At 53.8% G+C, this 23,967-nt stretch carries 11 protein-coding genes and 1 other RNA gene; 10 read left to right on the forward strand and 2 right to left on the reverse strand.

All coding sequences use genetic code 11. The features are described 5' to 3' along the window. The first annotated feature begins 107 nt into the window (after nucleotides 1-107). The 3 genes from nadK to bamE all read left to right on the forward strand — a co-directional run bounded on the left by nadK (nucleotide 108) and on the right by bamE (nucleotide 3,221). Nucleotides 108-986 carry an NAD(+) kinase gene (nadK, locus tag SBG_RS12345; RefSeq protein WP_001059147.1) on the forward strand — a complete coding sequence of 293 codons (879 nt, stop codon included), beginning with the start codon at nucleotides 108-110 and terminating at the stop codon, nucleotides 984-986. 85 nt (nucleotides 987-1,071) lie between these two features. After that, on the forward strand, nucleotides 1,072-2,733 hold the full coding sequence (recN, locus tag SBG_RS12350; protein ID WP_000880957.1) for a DNA repair protein RecN: 1,662 nt from the start codon (nucleotides 1,072-1,074) through the stop codon (nucleotides 2,731-2,733). A gap of 149 nt (nucleotides 2,734-2,882) precedes the next feature. Continuing rightward, complete coding sequence (gene bamE / locus SBG_RS12355; protein ID WP_001203441.1) at nucleotides 2,883-3,221, forward strand: outer membrane protein assembly factor BamE; 339 nt, start codon at nucleotides 2,883-2,885, stop codon at nucleotides 3,219-3,221. Between the two features lie 166 nt (nucleotides 3,222-3,387). Here the strand turns inward: bamE and SBG_RS12360 are convergent, their stop codons facing one another. After that, entirely contained in the window at nucleotides 3,388-3,678 is a 291-nt protein-coding gene (locus SBG_RS12360) for an RnfH family protein (RefSeq protein ID WP_001112989.1), read from the reverse strand. Next, nucleotides 3,668-4,105, reverse strand: coding sequence for a type II toxin-antitoxin system RatA family toxin (locus SBG_RS12365; RefSeq protein WP_024135096.1), 438 nt, complete (start codon nucleotides 4,103-4,105; stop codon nucleotides 3,668-3,670). Before SBG_RS12365 ends, SBG_RS12360 begins: the two co-directional genes overlap by 11 nt. Nucleotides 4,106-4,293: 188 nt before the next feature. Here SBG_RS12365 and smpB point away from each other — a divergent pair, with 188 nt between their 5' ends. The 7 genes from smpB (at nucleotide 4,294) to SBG_RS12395 (ending at nucleotide 23,769) form a co-directional block, all read left to right on the forward strand. After that, a complete protein-coding gene (gene smpB / locus SBG_RS12370) occupies nucleotides 4,294-4,776 on the forward strand; it encodes an SsrA-binding protein SmpB (RefSeq protein WP_001518569.1) in 483 nt (160 codons plus the stop codon). Between the two features lie 618 nt (nucleotides 4,777-5,394). Then, on the forward strand, nucleotides 5,395-16,866 hold the full coding sequence (gene bapA, locus SBG_RS12375) for a biofilm-associated protein BapA (protein WP_001237703.1): 11,472 nt from the start codon (nucleotides 5,395-5,397) through the stop codon (nucleotides 16,864-16,866). 65 nt (nucleotides 16,867-16,931) lie between these two features. Then, complete coding sequence (locus SBG_RS12380) at nucleotides 16,932-18,341, forward strand: TolC family outer membrane protein (protein WP_000533844.1); 1,410 nt, start codon at nucleotides 16,932-16,934, stop codon at nucleotides 18,339-18,341. Beyond that, nucleotides 18,338-20,518: a type I secretion system permease/ATPase gene (locus tag SBG_RS12385; RefSeq protein ID WP_000196144.1), complete on the forward strand. Its 2,181-nt coding sequence runs from the start codon at nucleotides 18,338-18,340 to the stop codon at nucleotides 20,516-20,518. Before SBG_RS12380 ends, SBG_RS12385 begins: the two co-directional genes overlap by 4 nt. A gap of 7 nt (nucleotides 20,519-20,525) precedes the next feature. After that, on the forward strand, nucleotides 20,526-21,689 hold the full coding sequence (locus SBG_RS12390; RefSeq protein ID WP_015702977.1) for an HlyD family type I secretion periplasmic adaptor subunit: 1,164 nt from the start codon (nucleotides 20,526-20,528) through the stop codon (nucleotides 21,687-21,689). Between the two features lie 71 nt (nucleotides 21,690-21,760). Further along, nucleotides 21,761-22,123, forward strand: a transfer-messenger RNA (tmRNA) gene (gene ssrA, locus SBG_RS21930). Nucleotides 22,124-22,797: 674 nt separating this feature from the next. After that, a complete protein-coding gene (locus SBG_RS12395) occupies nucleotides 22,798-23,769 on the forward strand; it encodes a VirK family antimicrobial peptide resistance protein (protein WP_000177796.1) in 972 nt (323 codons plus the stop codon). The last annotated feature ends 198 nt before the right edge of the window (nucleotides 23,770-23,967 follow it).

The following is a 23,967-nucleotide window of genomic DNA, read 5'->3' on the forward strand; positions in this document are numbered from 1 at the left end:
TTTTTCGCATTCATCTCGCTAACTTCGCTTATTATGGGGATCAGATTCAGGGTTTCAAGGGAAGCACTCACATTGTCATCAATCTTCGCTACAAGGACCTCAGAAAAATGAACAATCATTTCAAGTGTATCGGCATTGTGGGACATCCGCGTCATCCCACCGCACTCACGACACATGAAATGCTCTACCGGTGGCTATGCGCTCAGGGTTATGAGGTCATTGTGGAGCAACAAATCGCCCACGAATTGCAGCTAAAAAATGTGGAGACCGGCACGCTGGCGGAAATTGGTCAACAGGCGGATCTGGCTGTGGTGGTCGGCGGTGACGGCAATATGCTTGGCGCGGCGCGAACGCTGGCGCGCTATGACATCAATGTCATTGGCATTAACCGCGGTAATCTTGGTTTTCTGACCGATCTCGATCCGGATAACGCCCTGCAACAGTTATCCGATGTGCTGGAAGGACGCTATATTTCAGAAAAACGTTTTTTGCTGGAAGCGCAGGTTTGCCAACAGGATCGCCAAAAGCGGATTAGCACCGCCATTAATGAAGTGGTACTGCATCCGGGAAAAGTGGCGCATATGATTGAGTTCGAAGTGTATATTGATGAAACCTTTGCTTTCTCGCAGCGCTCTGATGGACTGATTATCTCTACGCCAACGGGTTCTACTGCCTATTCCCTTTCCGCGGGCGGCCCCATTCTGACTCCTTCACTGGATGCGATCACGCTGGTGCCCATGTTCCCGCACACCCTTTCGGCGCGCCCGCTGGTCATTAATAGCAGCAGCACAATTCGCCTGCGCTTCTCACATCGTCGTAGCGATCTGGAAATTAGCTGCGACAGTCAGATAGCATTGCCTATTCAGGAAGGAGAAGATGTGCTGATCCGTCGCTGCGATTACCATCTCAACCTGATACATCCCAAGGATTACAACTATTTCAACACATTAAGCACTAAGCTCGGCTGGTCAAAAAAATTATTCTAATTTTACGTCGGCCTCTTTACTGTATATAAAACCAGTTTATACTGTATTTAATTACAGTTATGGTTTTTCATACAGGAAAACAGCTATGTTGGCGCAACTGACCATCAGCAATTTTGCTATCGTTCGTGAGCTTGAGATCGATTTCCAGAGCGGAATGACCGTCATCACCGGTGAAACCGGTGCGGGCAAATCTATTGCAATCGATGCCCTGGGCTTGTGCCTGGGCGGTCGCGCTGAGGCCGATATGGTGCGCATTGGCGCGACCCGCGCCGATTTATGCGCCCGCTTTTCTCTGAAAGACACGCCAGCGGCATTACGCTGGCTGGAAGAAAATCAGCTCGAAGAAGGCCGTGAATGTTTACTTCGCCGCGTCATCAGCAGCGATGGCCGCTCACGGGGCTTTATTAATGGTACCGCCGTTCCCCTGTCCCAATTGCGTGAGCTCGGCCAGTTGCTGATTCAAATTCATGGTCAACATGCGCATCAGCTACTTATCAAACCCGAACACCAGAAAACGCTGTTGGATAGCTATGCCAACGAATCCGCTTTAGCGCAGCAGATGGCCGCCCGCTACCAATTATGGCATCAAAGCTGCCGCGATCTCGCCCATCACCAGCAACAAAGCCAGGAACGTGCTGCACGCGCGGAATTGTTGCAATATCAGTTAAAAGAACTGAATGATTTCAATCCACAGGCTGGTGAATTTGAGCATATTGATGAAGAGTACAAACGGCTGGCCAACAGCGGGCAGTTGCTCACGACCAGTCAGAACGCTCTGGCGCTACTGGCGGACGGCGAAGACGTTAACCTGCAGAGCCAGTTGTATAGCGCAAAACAGCTGGTTGGCGAACTGGTGGGGATGGACAGCAAGCTTTCCGGCATTCTGGATATGCTGGAAGAGGCCACTATCCAACTCACCGAAGCCAGCGATGAATTGCGCCACTATTGCGACCGTCTGGATCTGGACCCCAATCGTCTGTTTGAGCTTGAACAGCGCATTGCTAAACAAATTTCGCTGGCGCGCAAGCATCACGTCAGCCCGGAGGCGCTGCCGCAGCTCCATCAGTCATTGCTCGAGGAACAACAGCAGCTCGACGATCAGGCCGACTCGCTGGAAACTCTGACGCTGGCGGTCAATAAACATCGCCAGCAGGCGTTGGAAACGGCGAAAGCCCTACACCAGCAGCGGCAATTTTACGCTCAGGAGCTGGGGCAGTTGATTACCGACAGTATGCATTTACTTTCGATGCCGCACGGTCTGTTTACTATTGATGTGACGTTTGATGAACATCATCTCAACCATGACGGTGCCGATCGGGTGGAGTTTAAAGTAACCACTAACCCAGGCCAACCGCTGCAACCTATCGCCAAAGTGGCGTCCGGTGGCGAACTGTCGCGTATTGCGCTGGCTATTCAAGTGATTACTGCGCGCAAAATGGAAACACCGGCGCTAATTTTTGACGAAGTGGATGTGGGTATCAGCGGACCAACCGCCGCCGTCGTCGGTAAGCTGCTGCGTCAGCTCGGTGAATCGACCCAGGTCATGTGTGTCACTCACCTGCCACAGGTGGCCGGTTGTGGTCATCAACACTTCTTCGTGAGCAAAGAAACGGATGGTGCAATGACCGAAACACATATGCAGCCATTGGATAAACGTGCGCGTCTACAGGAGCTGGCCCGCCTGTTGGGAGGAAGTGAAGTCACGCGTAATACGCTGGCAAACGCAAAAGAACTGCTGGCGGCATAAACTTTTTTAACTCCCGAAGGTCTGAGTTCACAACAAAAACGCCGTAAGACCCGTCAGCAAAAGGTTTTAAAGTGATGAAAGGTCTATTATCATCGGCATATTACATATGAGCCACGTACTGCTCAGGCCCGAAAAGGAACCCAATCACTATGCGCTGTAAAACGCTGACTGCTGCCGCAGCAGTACTCCTGATGTTGACCGCAGGCTGTTCCACTCTGGAGCGAGTGGTTTACCGTCCTGACATCAATCAGGGGAACTATCTTACACCTACAGATGTCGCCAAAGTGCGTGTTGGTATGACGCAGCAACAGGTTGCGTATGCTTTAGGCACACCGATGATGTCCGATCCATTTGGTACAAATACCTGGTTTTATGTCTTCCGCCAGCAGCCAGGGCATGAGAACGTGACCCAGCAGACGCTGACGCTTACCTTTAACAGTAACGGCGTGTTGACGCATATCGATAATAAACCGGCGTTGACGAAGTAATATTTTGATACCGCCTGATAGCGCTGCGTTTATCAGGCCGGCAACATGTTCCCCGTCATTCGGTTCAGTTTGACTGATGGCGTTACGCTGATCAGAACTACAGGCTTATGCCCCGTCGTCCAGGCCGGATGAGGTATTCACGCTGCTATCCTGCAAAAGGGGCCTTTTACCTGCCTGCCGATTTTTCGGCACGCTGGCGGCGTAATACCTTTGGATCGGCGATTAAGGGACGGTAAATTTCAACCCGATCGCCATCCTGCACCGTATCGGTAAGTTTTACCGGTCGACTGTAAATACCCACCTTATTTTTCGCCAGATCGATATCCGAGCGTAGCTCCAGCAAGCCGGAAGCACGAATCGCCTCTTCGACCGTCGCGCCCTCCTCAAGCATTACGCGTTGCAAATACTGCCTTTCCGGCAGCGCATAAGCCACTTCAACCTCGAGTTTATCCGGCACGGTAAACCTCTTTGGCCCGGACCGTAAATGCCTGTACCATATTGGATGCTAACTCTTTGAATACACGCCCAAACGCCAGCTCAATGAGTTTATTAGTAAATTCAAAATCAAGCTGAAACTCAATACGGCACGCTTCGGGGCTGAGCGGCGTAAATTTCCAGCCACCAATCAGCTTTTTAAAGGGGCCATCCACCAGGTGCATCAAAATGCTCTGGTTGCGGGTAAGCTGATTACGTGTCGTAAACGTTTTGCTGATACCCGCCTTAGACACATCAACAGCCGCGGTCATTTGTGCTGGCGTAGACTCCAGTACACGGCTACCCACACACCCCGGCAAAAACTGGGGATACGACTGAACGTCATTCACTAACTGATACATCTGTTCTGCACTGTAGGGGACTAAAGCAGTCCGACTAATCTGAGGCATAGCAATTCCCATCAACATAAATCGTGTAAATAATACCACTTATCAGCGGGTAAAAAAAATGCTGTCCCCAACCGTCATGCCTTAATTGTGCGTGCATACCCCAACTCATGCTAAGATAGATTTTTGCACCTCGTCAGGACGCCATGGGGTGTTTTCGATATCAGATTATCTATGAATTCACGACACTTATGACGAAGAAAAAAGCACATAAACCGGGCTCAGCCACCATCGCGCTTAATAAGCGCGCCCGGCACGAATACTTTATCGAAGAAGAGTTCGAGGCTGGTCTCGCCCTGCAAGGCTGGGAGGTAAAATCTCTGCGCGCAGGTAAAGCCAATATCGGTGACAGTTACGTTATCCTCAAAGATGGCGAGGCCTGGCTGTTTGGCGCGAACTTTACACCGATGGCGGTAGCCTCGACACATGTTGTATGCGACCCAACCCGAACCCGCAAACTGTTGCTAAATCAACGTGAGCTTGATTCGCTGTATGGCCGCATAAACCGTGAGGGTTATACCGTTGTCGCGCTTTCACTGTACTGGAAAAACGCCTGGTGCAAAGTGAAGATCGGTGTGGCGAAAGGTAAAAAACAGCATGATAAACGTTCCGATCTTAAAGAACGTGAGTGGCAACTGGATAAAGCACGCATTATGAAAAATGCAGGCCGATAATATCTATTTTCGTGACCAGTTTCTCATTTTGAAGCTGGTCACATAAGTATCTCATTAATACATAGAAAATATATCCTCTGTCCCGGCATTTTCTATTATCAATTATCACCACCATTTATTAAAAATATATTCTTTGTTTAGAAAATGTTTATAGCCTAATAATGCAATACTTCAAATGAAATTTTTTTTAATTTTTACACCATTAAATACCTTTACAAAATGTATTGTTTTACGTTAAAAAAGAAAAAAAACAAAAACAAATAAACACTATTAAAAACAATAAAGTAATCACTACCACCATTCTTAAAAGTTAATCCCCTACTCTCCCCTTAACACAAATTACGTTATATTTCAGAAACGCTAACACCTCTATCAATACATCTTAATTTGCAGAAAAATCCCTTTCTGTCTATATCATCTAATACGAAAGCACTAGTCAGGCACAAAAAACAAAGGGTTATTCGGCGAGAAAACTAAACCTTCACCTACGCTCATAAAAAACAATATGGCTACGGAAATTCATCTCTCACGATGAATGGGAGGACTCGTCTACGCATTTTGCCCTGAAAGGTGTGCCCGTTAATAACTACACAGAGCAAATCCATCAGGAGCAAATGTATGCGTCTACTCGCCGTGGTTTCGAAATTGACTGGCGTCTCCACCACTGTGGAATCCTCAGAGATCACTCTTAACGCCCCGTCAATTGTTAAATTATCAGTCGCCCGGGGGGAAATTAGTCAACTCTCGCGTATTAATCAGGACCTGGTGGTCACACTTCATTCCGGCGAAACAATCACGATTAAAAATTTTTACGTTACCAACGATCTGGGCACAAGCCAGCTGGTACTGGCGGAAAGTGATGGTACGCTGTGGTGGGTGGATAATCCACAAGCCGGGCTACATGTCGAACAAATCACTGATGTTAACGCGCTGTTGGTCACTTCCGACGCCTCTCACGAAACAGGCGGCGCCATTTGGCCGTGGGTGCTGGCAGGCGCTGTAGCGGCAGGCGGTATTGCCGCTGTCGCATCTTCCGGCGGCGGCGATTCTCATCATTCCGGTAGTAATAATCCGCCCTCCGATACCCCCAGTCCTGGCGATAATCCCCCTGATAATAATCTTCCCGGCAGCAATAACCCCGACGGCAATAATCCGGGTAGCAGTAACCCTGTCGATACTACGCCGCCCCTCGCCCCCCGCGAGTTATTGGTTTCACCGGACGGAAAAACGGTAAGCGGGCAAGCCGAAGCGGGCAGTACCATAGTCATTAAAGATCCTACAGGGAATGTCGTTGGCGAAGGAAAAGCGGATAGCGACGGCAAATTTAGTGTTGACCTGACCACGCCGCAGCTCAGCGGCGAACAACTGACGGTTACCGCTACTGACGATGCCGGTAATACAGGCCCATCTGCAACCATTGAAGCCCCCAACGTTCCTCTCCCTGAGACGCCGACTATTACCGCCGCTATCGATGACGCCACACCGCTCACCGGCACGCTCAGCAATAACCAGTTTACCAATGACAGTACTCCAACCTTGCAGGGAACGGGCAGTGCAGGCGCAATTATCCATATTTATGCCAATGGTCAGGAGATAGGCACAACAGCGGTTGATGCCAGTGGTAACTGGCGTTTTGCCATTACCAGCGCACTAACGGAAGGAGAAAATCATTTCACCGCCATTGCGGCAAATCTTAAAGGCGAAAGTAGCGAATCGACCACCTTTACCCTGATTATCGACACCCTCATCCCCGATGCGCCTGTCGTTGAACTGATTGCCGATAACACCGGTTTGCTCACCGGGCCGCTACTGGATAACAACCGGACTGATGAGGCAAAACCGCGCTTTTCCGGGCGGGGTGAGGCAGGCAATACCATCACGATTAAAGAGGGATCAACCGTTATCGGTAGCGCTACCGTAGACGAAAATGGGCGCTGGGCCTTTATCCCAACCACGCCGTTAATCGATGGAGAACACACATTTACCCTCGAACAGAGCGACAAGGCCGGAAACGTGAGCCGCGTGACGACGCCCCCCACTATCATTGTGGACACCACGCCGCCTGACGCCGCTACCATTGATAATGTCGCGAAAGACGGCACAACCGTTAGCGGCAGCGCTGAGGCCGGCAGCACCGTCTCAATTTATGACAACGCAGGCAATTATCTGGGCTCCGCGATTGCCGCAGAAAATAACCAATTCAGCATCACCCTGTATCCGGCTCAGACTCATGGCGAACGCCTGGAAGCGCATATTCAGGACACTGCCGGCAACATTGGCCCCGTCACCCCCTTTACCGCCCCGGACTCACGATATCCTGTCCAGCCAGTTATCCTTACCGTAATGGATGATACAGGCGACGTCACTGGCCTGTTGAAAAATGGCGATGCGACAGATGATAACCGCCCGACCCTTAGCGGTACTGCCGAACCTGGTAGTACAATATTGATTAGTGACAACGGTTTTCCGATAGCGGTTCTTCCTCCCGTCGTCGCGGATGCTGATGGCAAATGGAGCTTTACCCCCTCGCTTGCGCTTGCCGATGGCGACCATGTTTTTACCGCTACCGCCACAAACGAACACGGCACCAGCGGGCAGTCCGTCTCCTTTACCATTGATATCGACACGCAGCCGCCGGTGCTGGAAGGCCTGGCGGTTAGCGACGCCGGCGACAGACTTACTGGCACGACGGAAGCTGGCAGTACTGTCGTTATCAAAGATAGTCTGGGAAATACGCTCGGTAGCGGGACGGCAGGCGAAGACGGCACCTTCTCCATAGGTATTAGCCCGGCGAAAATTAACGGCGAAACATTAAGCATTAGCGTTACCGATAGAGCCGCGAATAGCGGTCCGGTAGAAACGCTGAACGCGCCGGATAAAACTGCACCTGCGGCACCGGACGGTCTTATCGTGGCGACCGACGGTCTGTCCGTAAGCGGTCAGGCGGAAGCCGGGGCAACGGTCACTATCCGCGACAGTAGCAACACCCTACTTGGCAGCGCCGTCGCTAATGGTAACGGGCAATTTATCGTTCCGTTAGATACCGCGCAAACTAACGGCCAGGCGCTTATCGCTACCGCTACCGATGTCGCGAAAAACGAAAGCGCCGCCGCAACGGTCATCGCGCCGGACAGTACCGCGCCGGAAATGCCGAAAAACGTGGTAATTAGTGAGGATGGCGCCAGTATCAGCGGCACCGCCGAACCGGGCAGCACCATCACGATCACCACGCCGGAAGGCACGCCGCTCGGTAGCGGCAAAGCGGATGGCGAAGGTCACTTTACCCTTCCTCTCGTCCCCGCACAGACCAACGGCGAACAGGTTACCGTCACCGCCACCGACAACGCCAACAACGTCAGCTCGCCAACCACAGCGCAAGCGCCCGATATCACCGCCCCGGACAGGCCCATTATCACTCAGGTGCTGGACGATGTTGAAAGCTTCACCGGGCCGCTGGTTAACGGACAAACCACCAACGACAACCGCCCCACCCTTAGCGGTACGGCGGAGGCCGGCGCGCGTGTCGAAGTCTTTGATAACGGTGTTTCGCTGGGACTCGCCACGCTACAACCCAACGGCAGCTGGACATTTACACCAGCGCAAAACTTAAGCGAAGGCGCGCATCGACTGACCGTAATAGCCACCGACGCGAAAGGCAATGCAAGTCCGGCCGCGTCATTCGACCTGGTGGTCGATACCCAATCGCCGCAGCAGCCGGTAATCACCTTCATTACAGATGATGCGCCGGGTATTCTCGGTAGCGTCGCGCATTTGGGGCTGACTAACGACAGCACACCAACGATTAACGGTACAGGCGAACCGGGCTCCACTGTACACCTGTACCAGAATGGCGCCCGGATAGCCGATATTATCGTCGGTAATTCTGGCGTCTGGAGCTACGCCTACACCACGACCTCGCCACTGGCGGACGACACCTATACCTTTACCGTGACGGCCAGCGACAGTAACGGCAACACCACGCCTTTTTCCGCCGATTTTACGATTACCATTGATACCCAGGCCCCTGCCGCACCCGGCGTCATCGGCGTGACTGACGGCGACGGAAATACGATTGATACCAATCAAATTACCCAGGAATCCCAGCCCCGGTTGAGCGGTAACGGCACCACAGGCGACACTATCACCCTCTACGACAACGGCAATGCCATCGGGGAAGCGCTTGTTGGCGTAGATGGCCGCTGGCAGTTTACGCCGCCTGCCGCACTGGGCGACGGCACCCACCTTCTGACCGCCCGCGCCAGCGATCCGGCAGGAAACGAAAGCCCCGATTCCATCAGCTTTATCCTGCGCGTCGATACCCAGGCACCTGATGCGCCACAAATCCTGTCCGCCACTATTGCAAGTGAAGCTGGCGATGTTCTGTTGGCAAATGGCAGTATTACCAATCAGCGTATGCCGACCCTCAGCGGCACCGGCGAACCCGGCGCTCTCATCACCCTGTATAATAATGGCGCAATACTGGATACCGTCCTGGTCAACCCACAGGGTATCTGGAGCTATCCGCTAACCCGTAATCTGAGCGAAGGGTTAAACATCCTGACGGCCACCGCCACGGATGCCGCAGGAAATAGTAGCCCAATCTCCGGCGTCTTCTCTGTGACGCTTGATACCCAGCCGCCAGCGCAGCCTGATGCGCCGCTGGTGAGTGATAATGCCGCCCCCGTTATCGGCAACATCGGCAATAATGGCGCAACGAACGACACCACGCCGACCTTCAGCGGCATGGGAGAGAGCGGCAGCACGATTATTCTCTACAATAATGGCAGTGAAATTGGCCGCACAACGGTAGGCGATAATGGTAGCTGGAACTTTACCCCTGCGGCATTAGCGTCAGGAACGTATATCATCTCCGTCACGGAAACCGATGTGGCGGGCAATATCAGCCCACCTTCCGCCTCAGTCACTTTTACGATAGACACTACTGCGCCCGCCAATCCGGTTATCACTTTTGCCGAAGATAACGTCGGCGATGTACAGGACAATGTTATCAGCGGCGCAACCACTGACGACAATACACCGATCGTTCACGGCACTGGCGACATCGGCAGCATTATTACGCTCTATAACGGCAGCAGCGTTTTAGGCGTGGTTACCGTCGATGAGACCGGCGCCTGGACGCTGCCAGTGACCAGCGCGTTGCCGGATGGTGTCTACACCCTGACCGCCATCGCCACCGACGCCGCCGGAAACAACAGCGGCCTATCAAACAGCTTTACCTTTACCGTCGATACCGTTCCGTTGCAGCCGCCCGTCATCAATGAAATCCTTGATGATGTTGCGCCAGTGATCGGGCCCTTAACCGATGGCGCCTTTACTAACGATCGGACGTTGACTATCAACGGCAGCGGCGAAAACGGCAGCACCGTCACGATTTACGACAATGGCGTGGAAATTGGTACAGCGGTCGTCACCGACGGGGTCTGGATATTCACTACGCCAGAATTGTCAGAGGCCAGTCATGCGCTAACCTTCAGCGCGACTGACGGCGCCGGAAACACGACGGCGCAAACTCAGCCAGTTACCATCACCGTGGACATCACCGCCCCGCCCGCGCCAACGATTCAGACGGTGGCCGACGATGGCACGCGCGTCGCCGGACTTGCCGATCCTTACGCTACCGTTGAAATTCGTCATGCCGACGGCACCCTGGTCGGCAGCGCTGTCGCTAATGGCACCGGTGAATTCGTCGTCACGCTCAGTCCGGCGCAAACCGATGGCGGTACACTGACGGCGATCGCTATCGATCGCGCAGGAAATAACGGCCCGGCTACGCATTTCCTCTCCTCTGATAGCGGTCTGCCCACCGTCCCAACCATCACGGCGATTGAAGATAATGTCGGGAGCGTACAGGGGAATATTGCGGCGGGCGGCGCCACGGACGATACCACGCCGACGCTGCGCGGAACCACGGATGTCGACTCTACTGTTGAAGTCTTCATTGATGGCGATTCGGCAGGCTTTGCCACCGTTGACGCCAGTGGGAACTGGATCTTTGAGATCGCGACGCCATTAAGCGAAAGCACACATCTCTTCACCGTCCAGGCAACCAATACGAAGGGCCAGGGCGGCCTGTCCGCACCGGTCGGGATCACTGTCGATCTTAGCGCGCCGGCGCAACCGGTTATTACCAGCGCAACGGATGATGTCCCCGGCGTGACCGGTACGCTGGTTAACGGCGCGCTCACTAATGATTCACGCCCGACGCTCAACGGAACGGGAGAAGCAGGCGCCACGATCCACATTCTGGATAACGGCGTAGAAATCGGCTCCGCTACGGTAGATCAAAGCGGCAACTGGCGCTTCACCCCGAACGCGCCGCTGGAGAGCAACGCGCACATATTTACCGCCGTAGCAACCGATCCCGCCGGCAATAGCAGCCAGCCTTCGGACGGCTTTACGCTGAATATTGACGCACAAGCGCCAGATGTGCCGGTTATCACTTCCGTGATTGATGATAACAATCAACCGACCGTCCCGGTGTTACCAGGGCAAGCAACCGACGATCGGCAGCCAATACTGAACGGAACTGGCGAACCTGGCGCGACAATCACCATTTTTGATAACGGTACGCCGCTTGGCACAGCTCAGGTAGGCGAAAACGGTAGCTGGAGCTTCCCGGTGACCCGCGATTTGTCAGAGGGAAGCCATAATCTGACGGTTAGCGCTACCGATCCGGCGGGCAATACCAGCGCTGTCTCCGCGCCGTGGACGATCGTGGTCGATATTACACCTCCGGCGATCCCGGTTCTCACCTCTGTTGTAGATGACCAGCCCGGTATTACCGGCAACCTGGTCAGCGGGCAGCTAACGAACGATACGACCCCTACCCTGAACGGACGTGGAGAGGCAGGCGCGACGATTAATGTCTATCTTGACGGTAATCCAGCGTCCATCGGTACCACGACGGTGAATAGCGACGGCACGTGGAGTTTCACGCCGCAGACGCCGCTTGCAAACGGCAACCACACACTCACCCTTAGCGCCACCGATCCGGCAGGTAATAACAGCGCAGTTTCCAGCGGATTTGTGCTGACGATTGACGCCACACCGCCTGCCGCGCCGGTTATCACCAGCGTGGCAGACAATACGGCGCCAGTCACAGGCACCGTCCCCAACGGCGGTTCCACGAACGACACCCGACCGACACTCTCGGGTACCGGTGAGGCGGGTTCAACCATCTCAATTTATAATGGCAGCGAACTGGTCGGCACCGCGCAAGTTCAGACCAACGGTAGCTGGAGCTTTACGCCGTCTACCTCGCTGGGCGCTGGCGTCTGGAATCTGACGGCGACAGCAACCGATGCGGCGGGAAATACCAGCGCCGCGTCCGAAACACGCTCGTTTACTATTGATACCACGGCTCCCGCCGCGCCTGTTATTGACACGGTCTACGACGGTACAGGCCCCATTACCGGCAATCTGAGTTCAGGACAGATCACAGACGAGGCGCGCCCTGTCATTAGCGGTACCCGTGAAGCCAATACCACCATTCGTCTCTACGATAACGGCACGCTACTGGCTGAAATTCCCGCCGACAATAGCAGTAACTGGCGCTACACGCCCGACGCCTCTCTGGCGACGGGCAACCATGTGATTACCGTGATTGCCATCGATGCCGCAGGCAACGCCAGCCCCGTTTCGGACAGCGTTAATTTCGTCGTCGATACTACACCGCCGCTGGCACCGGTCATCACGTCAGTCAGTGACGATCAGGCACCAGGCCTCGGCACGATCGCGACTGGCCAAAATACCAACGATCCTACGCCAACCTTCAGCGGAACCGCAGAAGCCGGAGCCACCATCACGCTCTATGAAAATGGTACGGTCATTGGCACGACAACGGCTCAACCTGATGGCGCGTGGAGCGTACCTACATCAACTCTGGCAAGCGGAACGCACGTCATCACCGCCGTCGCCACCGATACCGCCGGAAACGACAGCCCGAACAGTACGGCTTTCACCCTGACGGTCGATACCACCGCGCCGCAGACGCCGATCCTGACGTCCGTAGTGGATGACGTCGCGGGCGGGGTAACAGGAAATCTCGCTAATGGTCAGATAACCAATGATAACCGCCCCACTCTGAACGGCACGGCCGAAGCGGGCAGTGTGGTCAGTATCTATGATGGCGACACGCTGCTTGGCGTCACCTCAGCTAACACAGGCGGCGCGTGGAGCTTCACGCCGACGACAGGGTTAAACGACGGCACGCACACATTAAAAGTGACCGCCACCGACCCGGCAGGCAACGTTAGCCCGGCAACCAGCGGCTTTACTATCGTGGTCGATACCCTTGCGCCAACGCTTCCGCTCATAACCAGCATCATTGATGATGTACTGAACAACACCGGCGCCATTAGCAATGGACAATCGACCAATGACACACAACCTACGCTCAACGGTACCGCGGAAGCCAACAGCGCGGTAAATATCTTCGATAATGGCACGCTGGTCGCGACCGTGAACGCCAGCGCCAACGGCAACTGGAGCTGGACGCCCACTGTCGAGCTCGGCCAGGGGAGTCATGCCTATAGCGTTAGCGCCGCTGATGCGGCAGGCAACATTAGCGCCGCTTCGCAACTGACAACGATTATCGTGGATACCCTTGCGCCCGGCACGCCCGGTAACCTGGTCATCAATGCTACCGGTAATCGCGTGACGGGTACCGCGGAAGCGGGCAGTATGGTGACGATTACCTCTGATACCGGTGTGGTGCTGGGAACCGCCACCGCCGACGGTACAGGCAGCTTCACCGCCACACTCACGCCCGCGCAGACTAACGGTCAGCCGCTGCTGGCATTTGCCCAGGATAAAGCAGGCAACACGGGTATTGCCGCCCGGTTTACCGCGCCCGATACACGCGTGCCTGAAGCGCCGGTCATCACCAACATAGTGGATGATGTGGGTATTTATACTGGCGTTATCGCCAACGGCCAGGTCACTAATGACGCGCGCCCCACATTGAATGGTACCGCTCAGGCGGGCGCCACGGTGAGCATTTATAACAACGGGGCGCTGCTCGGCATCACCACGGCAAATGCCAGCGGGAACTGGAGCTTTACCCCGACAGGCAATTTGACCGAAGGCAGCCACGCCTTCACCGCCACCGCGACTAACGCCAACGGAACAGGCAGCGTCTCCACCGCCGCGACGGTGATGGTTGATACGCTGGCGCCCGGTACGCCGTCAGGTACGCTCAGCGCCGATGGCGGTTCGCTTTCCGGACTGGCAGAGGCAAACAGCACCGTAACCGTCACGCTGGCGGGCGGCGTGACGCTCACGACCACTGCCGGCAGCAACGGCGCATGGTCTCTTACCCTGCCGACAAAACAAATTGAAGGTCAACTCATTAACGTGACGGCCACTGACGCTGCGGGTAACGCCTCCGGCACGTTAGGCATTACCGCGCCGGTTCTGCCGCTGGCGGCAAGGGATAACATCACCAGCCTTGATCTGACTTCTACTGCCGCCACCAGCACACAACACTATTCGGATTACGGCCTGCTGCTGGTTGGCGCGCTTGGCAATGTCGCCTCGGTTCTGGGTAACGATACCGCTCAGGTTGAGTTCACCATTGCTGAAGGTGGTACGGGAGACGTCACCATTGATGCTGCCGCAACGGGAATCGTGCTTTCGCTGCTCAGTACTCAGGAGATTGTGGTACAGCGCTACGACACCAGCCTCGGCGCCTGGACGACGATAGTCAACACCGCCGTTGGCGACTTTGCGAATTTACTGACTCTGACCGGGAGTGGCGTCACCCTGAACCTGAGCGGGCTGAGCGAAGGCCAGTACCGGGTACTCACTTATAACACCAGCCTGCTCGCCACCGGGTCGTATACCAGCCTCGATGTCGATGTACACCAGACCAGCGCCGGTATTATTAGTGGGCCAACCATCAATACTGGCAACGTCATGGCCGATGACACCGCGCCGACAGGCACTACGGTTACTGCCATCACCAATGCCAGCGGCATAAGTTCGCCGGTCGGCGCGGGCGGCGTGGATATCCAGGGGCAATACGGCACGCTGCATATTAATCAGGATGGCAGTTACACCTACACGCTGACTAACCCTACGGCAGGATACGGACATAAAGAGAACTTCACCTATACCATCACCCAGAATGGCGTCGGTAGCAGCACCGCGCAACTGGTGATCAATCTGGGTCCTGCGCCAGTACCGGGCAGTGTCGTGGCAACAGATAACAACGCCTCGCTGGTCTTTGACACGCACGTTAACTATGTCAACAACGGTCCTTCAACACAGAGCGGCGTCACAGTATTAAGCGTTGGGCTGGGGAATGTACTGAGCGCGAATCTGCTTGATGACATGACCAATCCAATCCTCTTTAACGTTGAAGAAGGCGCTACACGCACCCTGACGTTACAGGGAACTGTCGGCGGCGTCTCCCTGGTTTCCACGTTCGATCTGTACGTTTATCGCTTCAACGATGTCATTCAGCAATATGAACAGTTCCGGGTACAAAAAGGCTGGATTAACACTCTGTTGTTGGCTGGACAGTCCCAGCCGCTGACCCTGACCTTGCCTGGCGGCGAGTACCTGTTTGTGCTGAATACCGCCAGCGGTATTAGCGTTCTCACTGGCTATACGTTGACCGTCTCGCAGGACCACACCTACGCCGTTGACAGCATGACTGCTAATACCACCGGAAATGTGCTAACCAACGATATTGCCCCTGCGGACGCGCTTCTCACTGAAGTGAACGGCGTGGCGATTTCTGCGACCGGCACGACGGAGATAAACGGGCTGTATGGCACGCTCACCATTGACGCGAAAGGCAACTATACCTACACGTTGAAGAACGGTGTCGGTGCCGACGGCATTAAAACGCCGGACAGCTTTATCTATACGGTTAAAGCGCCAAACGGCGATACCGATACGGCCTCGCTCAATATCACGCCAACCGCCAGGGATCTGGATGCAATTAATGATGTCAGCGATACCCTTAGCGTCGCCACACTTCAGGATACCGCCGCCTGGCTGGATTCCAGCGTCGGTAGCGCCAGTTGGGGGCTACTCGGCAAATCGGGCAGCGGGAGCGGCACCTTCGACGTTGCGACAGGTACTGTGCTTAAAGGCGCGTCACTGGTCTTTGATGTCTCCACGCTTATTACGCTTGGCAATCTGAATATTAGCTGGACCATTCAGGAGAACGGGACGGTTATTCGCAACGGAACTGTTCCGGTGGCAAATATCACGTTGGGCGGCGCAACGGTGACCGTCAACCTGAGCGGCCTGGAACTGGATGCCGGAACGTACACGCTTAACTTTACCGGCACCAATACCCTGGCCGGGGCGGCGACGATCACGCCACGCGTCATCGGCACCACTGTCGATCTGGATAATTTTGAAACGTCCGGAACGCATACCGTTCCCGGCAATATTTTTGACGGCAGCGATGCGGCGGGGGCGATGGATCAGCTTAATACGGTGAATACCCGCCTGAGCATTAGCGGGTATAACGGCAGCGCCGCCACGCTGGACGCCGCGGCGAATACTACCAGCGCCACGATTCAGGGACATTACGGCACATTGCAAATTAACCTTGATGGTGCCTACACCTACACCCTGAATAACGGCGTCGCGATATCGTCCATCACCCATAAAGAGGTCTTTACTTATCAATTAGATGACAAGAATGGTCACACGGATAGCGCCACATTGACCATTGATATGGCACCGCAAATCGTCAGTACCAACCAAAACGATGTTCTCATCGGCTCCGCCTATGGCGATACACTGATTTACCATCTGTTAAACAGCGCAGACGCGACCGGCGGCAACGGTGCCGATCGCTGGCAGAACTTCTCTACCGCCCAGGGCGACAAGATCGATATCCACGAGCTGCTGACCGGCTGGGATCACCAGACGGCGACGCTGGGCAACTTTATTCAGGTGAGTACCAGCGGCGCCAATACAGTGATATCCGTCGATCGCGACGGCGCTGGTAGCGCGTTTAAAGCAACTGACCTTGTCACTCTGGAGAACGTGCAACTCTCGCTAAATGATCTGTTGCAGAACAACCACCTGATAACCGGCGGTTGATGAAAAAAGCCCCGGACGCCACGACGTTCGGGGCAACAAGCGGTGATATTTAAAAGGGATAAACTATGGGAAGAGTCGCGCCTGTCGCCATCGTACTGGCATTTGCTTTGTTTCATCACCAGATCCGGGGCGCAGAAGCGCCACCGGTCATTACATCCGAAGGATTAGCCACTGACCAGATGCTTCCTTCGCTGGATGGCTCCGCCGCCGGGTTGCCGCTCAGCGCCGCCGCACCGGGCAACCTGACGCTCAATGACGCGGTCAATCGCGCCGTTAACTGGCATCCTTCTATTCGCGAAGCCGTCGGCAAACTGCTCACGCAGAATGAACAAATAGAGGTCGCCAGGTCGAAATATTATCCGCAAGTCAGCGCTGGCATGAACAATGGGTACAGCAATACCTACACCGATCACGGATATAGCCCCTCGCTGGTGCTGTCGGTATCGCAAATGCTTTATGACTTCGGCAAAGTGGCAAGCCAGGTCCGCGCCGAAACTGCAGGCGCAGCGCAGCAACAGGCCAATGTGTTGCTCAGTATTGATACCGTCGCGCACGAAACCGCCAATGCCCTTGTTCAAACACAGAGCTGGCAGCAAATGGTAGAGGCGGCAGAAGAACAGCTCGTCGCGCTGGACAGCATTGGCAAACTCACCCGACAGCGCAGCGACGAAGGTGCCACGTCGCTATCTGACGTCGTGCAAACCGAAGCCAGAATCGAATCCGCCCGCTCGCAACTGGCGCAGTATCAGGCCAATCTCGACAGTGCGAAAGCCTCACTGATGAGCTGGCTGGGCTGGAATTCGCTTAACGGCATCAGTAATGACTTCCCGGCAAAGCTTGCTCGCAGCTGTGAGACGGCAACGCCCGACGATCGGCTGGTGCCCGCGGTACTGGCTGCCTGGGCGCAGGCCAACGTTGCGCAGGCAAATCTGGAGTATGCCAACGCGCAAATGACGCCGACGATTTCGCTCGAACCTTCCGTGCAGCATTATCTCAATAATAACTATCCCAGCCACGACGTGCTCGATAAAACTCAGTATTCCACCTGGGTGAAAGTTGAGATGCCGCTTTACCAGGGCGGAGGGCTGACTGCCCGGCGCAATGCCGCCAGCCATGCGGTAGACGCAGCTCAATCGACCATTCAGCGTACCCGGCTTGATGTCCGCCAAAAACTGATGGAGGCGCGCAGCCAGGCAATAAGCCTTGCCAGCGCGTTACAAATCCTTCGTCGGCAACAGCAACTTAGCGAACGCACGCGCGAACTGTATCAGCAGCAATATCTTGACCTCGGCTCCCGCCCGCTGCTCGACGTGCTGAATGCGGAGCAGGAAGTTTACCAGGCGCGCTTTGCTGAACTGCAAACGGAAAGCCAGTTGCATCAGTTGCAGCTGAACTGTCTGTATAACACCGGCGCGCTTCGTCAGGCGTTCGCGTTAAATCATCGCAGCATTCAATCTGTGGAGATCCAGCCATGACCCGCGCCGCCCCCGATGTAGAAGAGGTACTCAGTGAGCGCGCCCTGAGCCAATGGGCGCAGGCTATCAGCCATGTCGCCAGTCATTATCGCGTTGCCTGTTCTCCCGGTTCAATTCAGGCTAATGCCCCGTGGTTTAAAGGTAAAAGCAAAACGACAGCCTTAACGCAACTCTCGCGACAGGCGGGTTTATCCTTTCACACTCCTGAGGTAGACAAAACGGCATTTAGCCCGTGGCGGCTGCCGCTGGTCGCCGAACTCCGGGACGGGCAGTTGCTGGTCATCGAACAGGTTAACGGCGAAGATGCGGCAGACGTTTTTATCATTGAAGAAGAGGGTCAGCGTAACCGCCTGACGTTCAGCGAGTTATTGCCGGAGATCCTCTATGTTGCCGCGCTACGCCCGTTATCGGCGCTCAAAGATAGTCGCGTTGACCGCTATATCTCCCGCTTTAAACCCGACTGGATGCGCGAGCTGGTTCTGCAGGATATCCGTCCTTATTTACCGGTCATGGTCGCCGCCTTTCTGATTAACGTGCTGTCACTGGCCGGGATTGTATTTTCTATGCAGGTTTATGATCGGGTGATCCCTGCGCAGTCGTATCCTACCCTGTACGTTCTCTCCTTCGGTGTGCTGGTGGCGGTGCTGTTCGGTTTTCTGCTACGCGAAGCGCGTACGCATATTATGGATGTGCTCGGTAAACGCGCCGATATGCGCATTTCCGATCGGGTATTCGGTCATGCGTTAAGGCTGCGCAACAGCGCTATCCCCCGCTCCACCGGCAGTTTTATTTCGCAGTTACGCGAACTGGAGCAGATTCGCGAGATGATCACCTCTTCAACGCTGGCGACCATTGTCGATCTGCCTTTCTTTTTCCTTTTTATGATAGTCCTGGCGGTTATCGCCCCACCACTGGCATGGATAGCGCCAGTGGCGGCTCTGCTGATGATCCTGCCGGGCGTCGCATTGCAAAAAAAACTGGCTGTCCTCGCCAACCAGGCCGCCCACGAAGCGACGCTACGCAATGCGGTTTTGGTGGAAAGCGTTCAGGGGCTGGAAGATATTAAACTGATGCAGGCGGAGAACCGCTTTCTCCAACAGTGGAACAGTTATATTCGCATTACCGGCGAGTCGGGTTTACGCACCCGCAAGCTCACGCAAGGGCTTATCGGTTGGGGGATGTCGGTACAGAGTCTGGTCTATGCCGCGGTCATTATGTTCGGCGCGCCAATGGTCATTGAAGGCAATATGACTACCGGCGCCGTGGTCGCCGCGTCGATGCTCGGCTCACGGATGATCGCGCCAATGGCTAACTTGTGCGGCGTGCTGGCACGCTGGCAGCAGGTGAAAGCGGCGAAAATGGGGCTCGATAATATTATGCAACTGCCAACCGAGACTCAGTATGACGATAGCCTGGTACACCGTGACATTCTCCACGGGCATTATCTCATTGAAAACGCCCAGTTTCGCTACCACAGCGACGATCAACGTATACCACTGCGCCTGACCCGTCTGGAGATCATGCCCGGCGAGCGGGTGGCCATTCTGGGCCGTAACGGTGCGGGTAAATCTACGCTTTTACAGGCGCTGGCGGGCGGCATGGAAATGCTCCAGGGCCACGCCCGACTTGATAATCTCAGCCTGTCGCACATCGATATGGCGGACTTACGTCGTAATATTGGTTTTCTTAGCCAGAATGCGCGACTTTTTTTCGGCACCCTGCGTGAGAACCTGACACTCGGCGCGCCACACGCCAGCGATGAACAGATTTTTGACGCACTGGAGGTCAGCGGCGGCGCTGCCTTCGTCAGGCGGCTGGCAAAAGGATTGGATCATCCCATTATGGAAGGCGGTAACGGCCTGTCCGGCGGGCAGCGTCAGTCCCTGCTGTTGGCAAGAATGCTGCTGCGCTCCCCCAATATTGTGCTGCTTGACGAACCCAGCGCCTCGCTGGACGAGCATACAGAGCGAGAGTTTATTCAGCGGCTACATCAATGGCTTGGTAACCGTACGCTAATCGTCGCGACACACCGGGTACCAGTACTGGAGCTGGTTGAGCGTGTCATTGTCCTGAAAGAAGGACAACTGGTGATGGATGCGCCAAAAGCGCAGGCGCTTAACGCGGATCGGATGCAAAGTCACCGTCGGGAGTGGAAAAATGAAAATCAATCAGCATGATGCCGCGATGGACGATTTCGATATTCAGCGTGAACGGGCGTTTTCCGGCGCGGGTCGTATTGTTCTGATCTGCTCACTGTTATTTCTCATTCTCGGCATCTGGGCGTGGTTTGGCCGACTGGATGAGGTTTCCACTGGCAATGGGAAGGTTATCCCCAGTTCACGCGAACAGGTTCTGCAGTCGCTGGATGGCGGCATTCTGGCGCAATTGACGGTGCGGGAAGGCGACAGGGTTCAGGCTAACCAGATTGTCGCCCGGCTTGATCCGACGCGTCTGGCCTCCAATGTGGGTGAAAGTGCGGCAAAATATCGCGCTTCACTCGCCTCCAGCGCACGGTTAACCGCGGAAGTCAACGACTTACTTCTCTCCTTCCCCGCTGAGCTGAACGGCTGGCCGGATCTGATTGCCGCAGAGACGCGTCTCTATAAAAGCCGCCGCGCGCAGCTGGCCGATACCGAAGCCGAGCTACGGGATGCGCTGGCATCAGTGAATAAAGAATTGGCCATTACCCAGCGGCTGGAGAAAAGCGGCGCGGCCAGTCATGTTGAAGTGCTGCGTCTGCAACGGCAAAAAAGCGATTTAGGCTTAAAAATCACCGATCTGCGCTCACAATATTATGTCCAGGCACGCGAAGCGTTATCAAAAGCGAACGCTGAAGTAGACATGCTCTCCGCCATTTTAAAAGGACGCGAGGATTCCGTCACCCGACTTACTGTGCGTTCGCCGGTGCGCGGTATCGTTAAAAATATTCAGGTTACGACGATTGGTGGCGTCATTCCGCCTAACGGCGAGATGATGGAGATAGTGCCGGTAGACGATCGCCTGCTGATTGAGACCCGCCTTTCACCGCGCGATATCGCTTTTATCCACCCCGGTCAGCGCGCGTTGGTTAAAATTACCGCCTACGATTATGCCATTTATGGCGGGCTGGAAGGCGTAGTGGAGACCATTTCACCCGACACCATTCAGGACAAAGTCAAACCCGAAATATTCTACTACCGCGTCTTTATCCGCACTCACCAGGACTATCTACAAAACAAATCAGGCCGCCGTTTCTCCATTGTTCCGGGTATGATTGCCACGGTGGATATCAAAACCGGTGAAAAAACCATCGTTGATTATCTAATCAAACCGTTTAACCGGGCTAAAGAAGCGCTACGCGAGCGGTAACTTGTTGAGGATAAGCAAAAACGGGGACTGGTCACGCGTGTCACAAGTCTGTTATACTTATCTCACACATTGGGGCTGATTCTGGATTCGACGGGATTTGCGAAACCCAAGGTGCATGCCGAGGGGCGGTTGGCCTCGTAAAAAGCCGCAAAAAAATAGTCGCAAACGACGAAAACTACGCTTTAGCAGCTTAATAACCTGCTTAGAGCCCTCTCTCCCTAGCCTCCGCTCTTAGGACGGGGATCAAGAGAGGTCAAACCCAAAAGAGATCGCGTGGAGACCCTGCCTGGGGTTGAAGCGTTAAAACGAATCAGGCTAGTCTGGTAGTGGCGTGTCGGTCCGCAGGTGCCAGGCGAATGTAAAGACTGACTAAGCATGTAGTACCGAGGATGTAGGAATTTCGGACGCGGGTTCAACTCCCGCCAGCTCCACCAAATAAACATTCATTCATGATGCATCATGAAACTTAAAAAAGCCTGTAACTTTAATGAGTTGCAGGCTTTTTTGTTGCATGTGTGGTCATAATATTTGTATAAATCTTGAGCATTATGTATCTTATTTTGCACCGCATTGCCTGAATGCGCAAACAGAATATAAGATCAGCGCGCCTTCAACACGGCACGCCAGATTATTACCATCCTGGGTTCTGATGCCTGTTTTTCATTCCCGGTAGAATTTTCATCCGCATCATAACCAGAACACATTTTCTTAAAACGACTCAGACTTCCATCATTACGAACAAGTTGCCCATTCAATCTGTGATACGAGACGCCACCTTTAGCGCCTGAGCAAAAGGCCTACTCCTCCGGGCATCGACATATGTCGATGCCCGTAATGTGTAGTTATTCTTTATATGGTTTTTTATTTTTAAATATCCTCAACTCTCAAAATTTCTCTTTCCGTTTTATGAACCTTTCCGTTGGAAATAAATAATTTTATGCATACCAGACGCCGCCATTTAGATACTTCCATCTTTAATCCGTTTTGTTACTTTTATTGAGGCACCGTTTAACAAAATCACCTGTACGGTTCTTCTCTGTTGCCTTTACGTTTAACCCAATCAGGATACCGTCTCAGCAATGAGTCTGTTGAGTAATAGGGCCGTAATATGACGATGCATCAAGGTGATATAGAAAGTTACAACCCATTATTAATGCTAAAGGAGGTTATGGCGCAGACGCCTTATCGGCATAAGCGCTGGGGAGAACGTAAGTTTCGTTATAAATTTGTATTACGTTGCCTTATTAATCCTATAACGACAATTAAATACTTCAATGAGCTATGCAATCTGCATCAGCCCAGGACGCTTATAACGCATCATCCACTGTTGCCTGCAAAAATCCAGCGGCCTTATTTGTATACCGGACTTAGCGTACGTTGCCGGGCAAGAGCGATTCTGGAACACTACCAGTTTGTTCAATCCTTTACGGAGAGTGAGATTAAAAAAATCCTGCTGTCGGACGAACAAACCTTGCTCGCTCATCTGGAGGTAAAAAATGGTGCTCTGGTTGATATCTACTGTGGTCCCTGCGGTTATGACCGGGAAGGCGAATTAACATTAACATTTTGCTTTAATAGCACCCCGCTGGCACGTTTATCGTTTTCCTTTATTCATCATAAAGGAAAGCAAATAGCACTGGTTGCCGGGTTACAGGGGCCCAGCAAAGATGTTGGCCCGCAAGTTATACGTAATGCCACTAAAGATTGCTATGGGCTATTTCCTAAAAGGATGCTGTATGAGGCATTTGCAACATTTATTCAGGCCTGTAATGTGGCGGAAATTTATGCGGTAAGTGAAAACAACCATGTTTACCGTCAACTCAGATACTTATTCCAGAAGAAAAAAACGTTTGTGGCCAGCTATAGCGAATTTTGGGAGTCATTAAATGGCGTGAAGGAAGGTGCCTTATACCATCTGCCATCGCAGGTAATACGTAAAACACCTGAATGTATCCCCAGCAAAAAACGCGCAGAGTACCGGAATCGGTATCATATTCTCGATACAATAGTGCGGGAGGTTAACGTACAGCTGTATAAAAACGCCGACACTATATCAGCATCCTTACCTGAAAACCTGTAATTAAACATTTTTACAGTCCGCGAAGGGGACTATAGCCAGATCTGTGAGTGGGAAGCATGACATTAAACGTCGCTTTCACTCATTTTTTACTATAAAGAATGTAACACGATTAAAGCCCCTTTCGCACAGGAGCAAAAAACCAGTTATCGCCTTCCTATTTTACCGAAAAACCCATTTGGTAAAAATACAAATCAGGGC

Source organism: Salmonella bongori NCTC 12419 (assembly GCF_000252995.1).
Classification (GTDB): Bacteria; Pseudomonadota; Gammaproteobacteria; order Enterobacterales; family Enterobacteriaceae; genus Salmonella; species Salmonella bongori.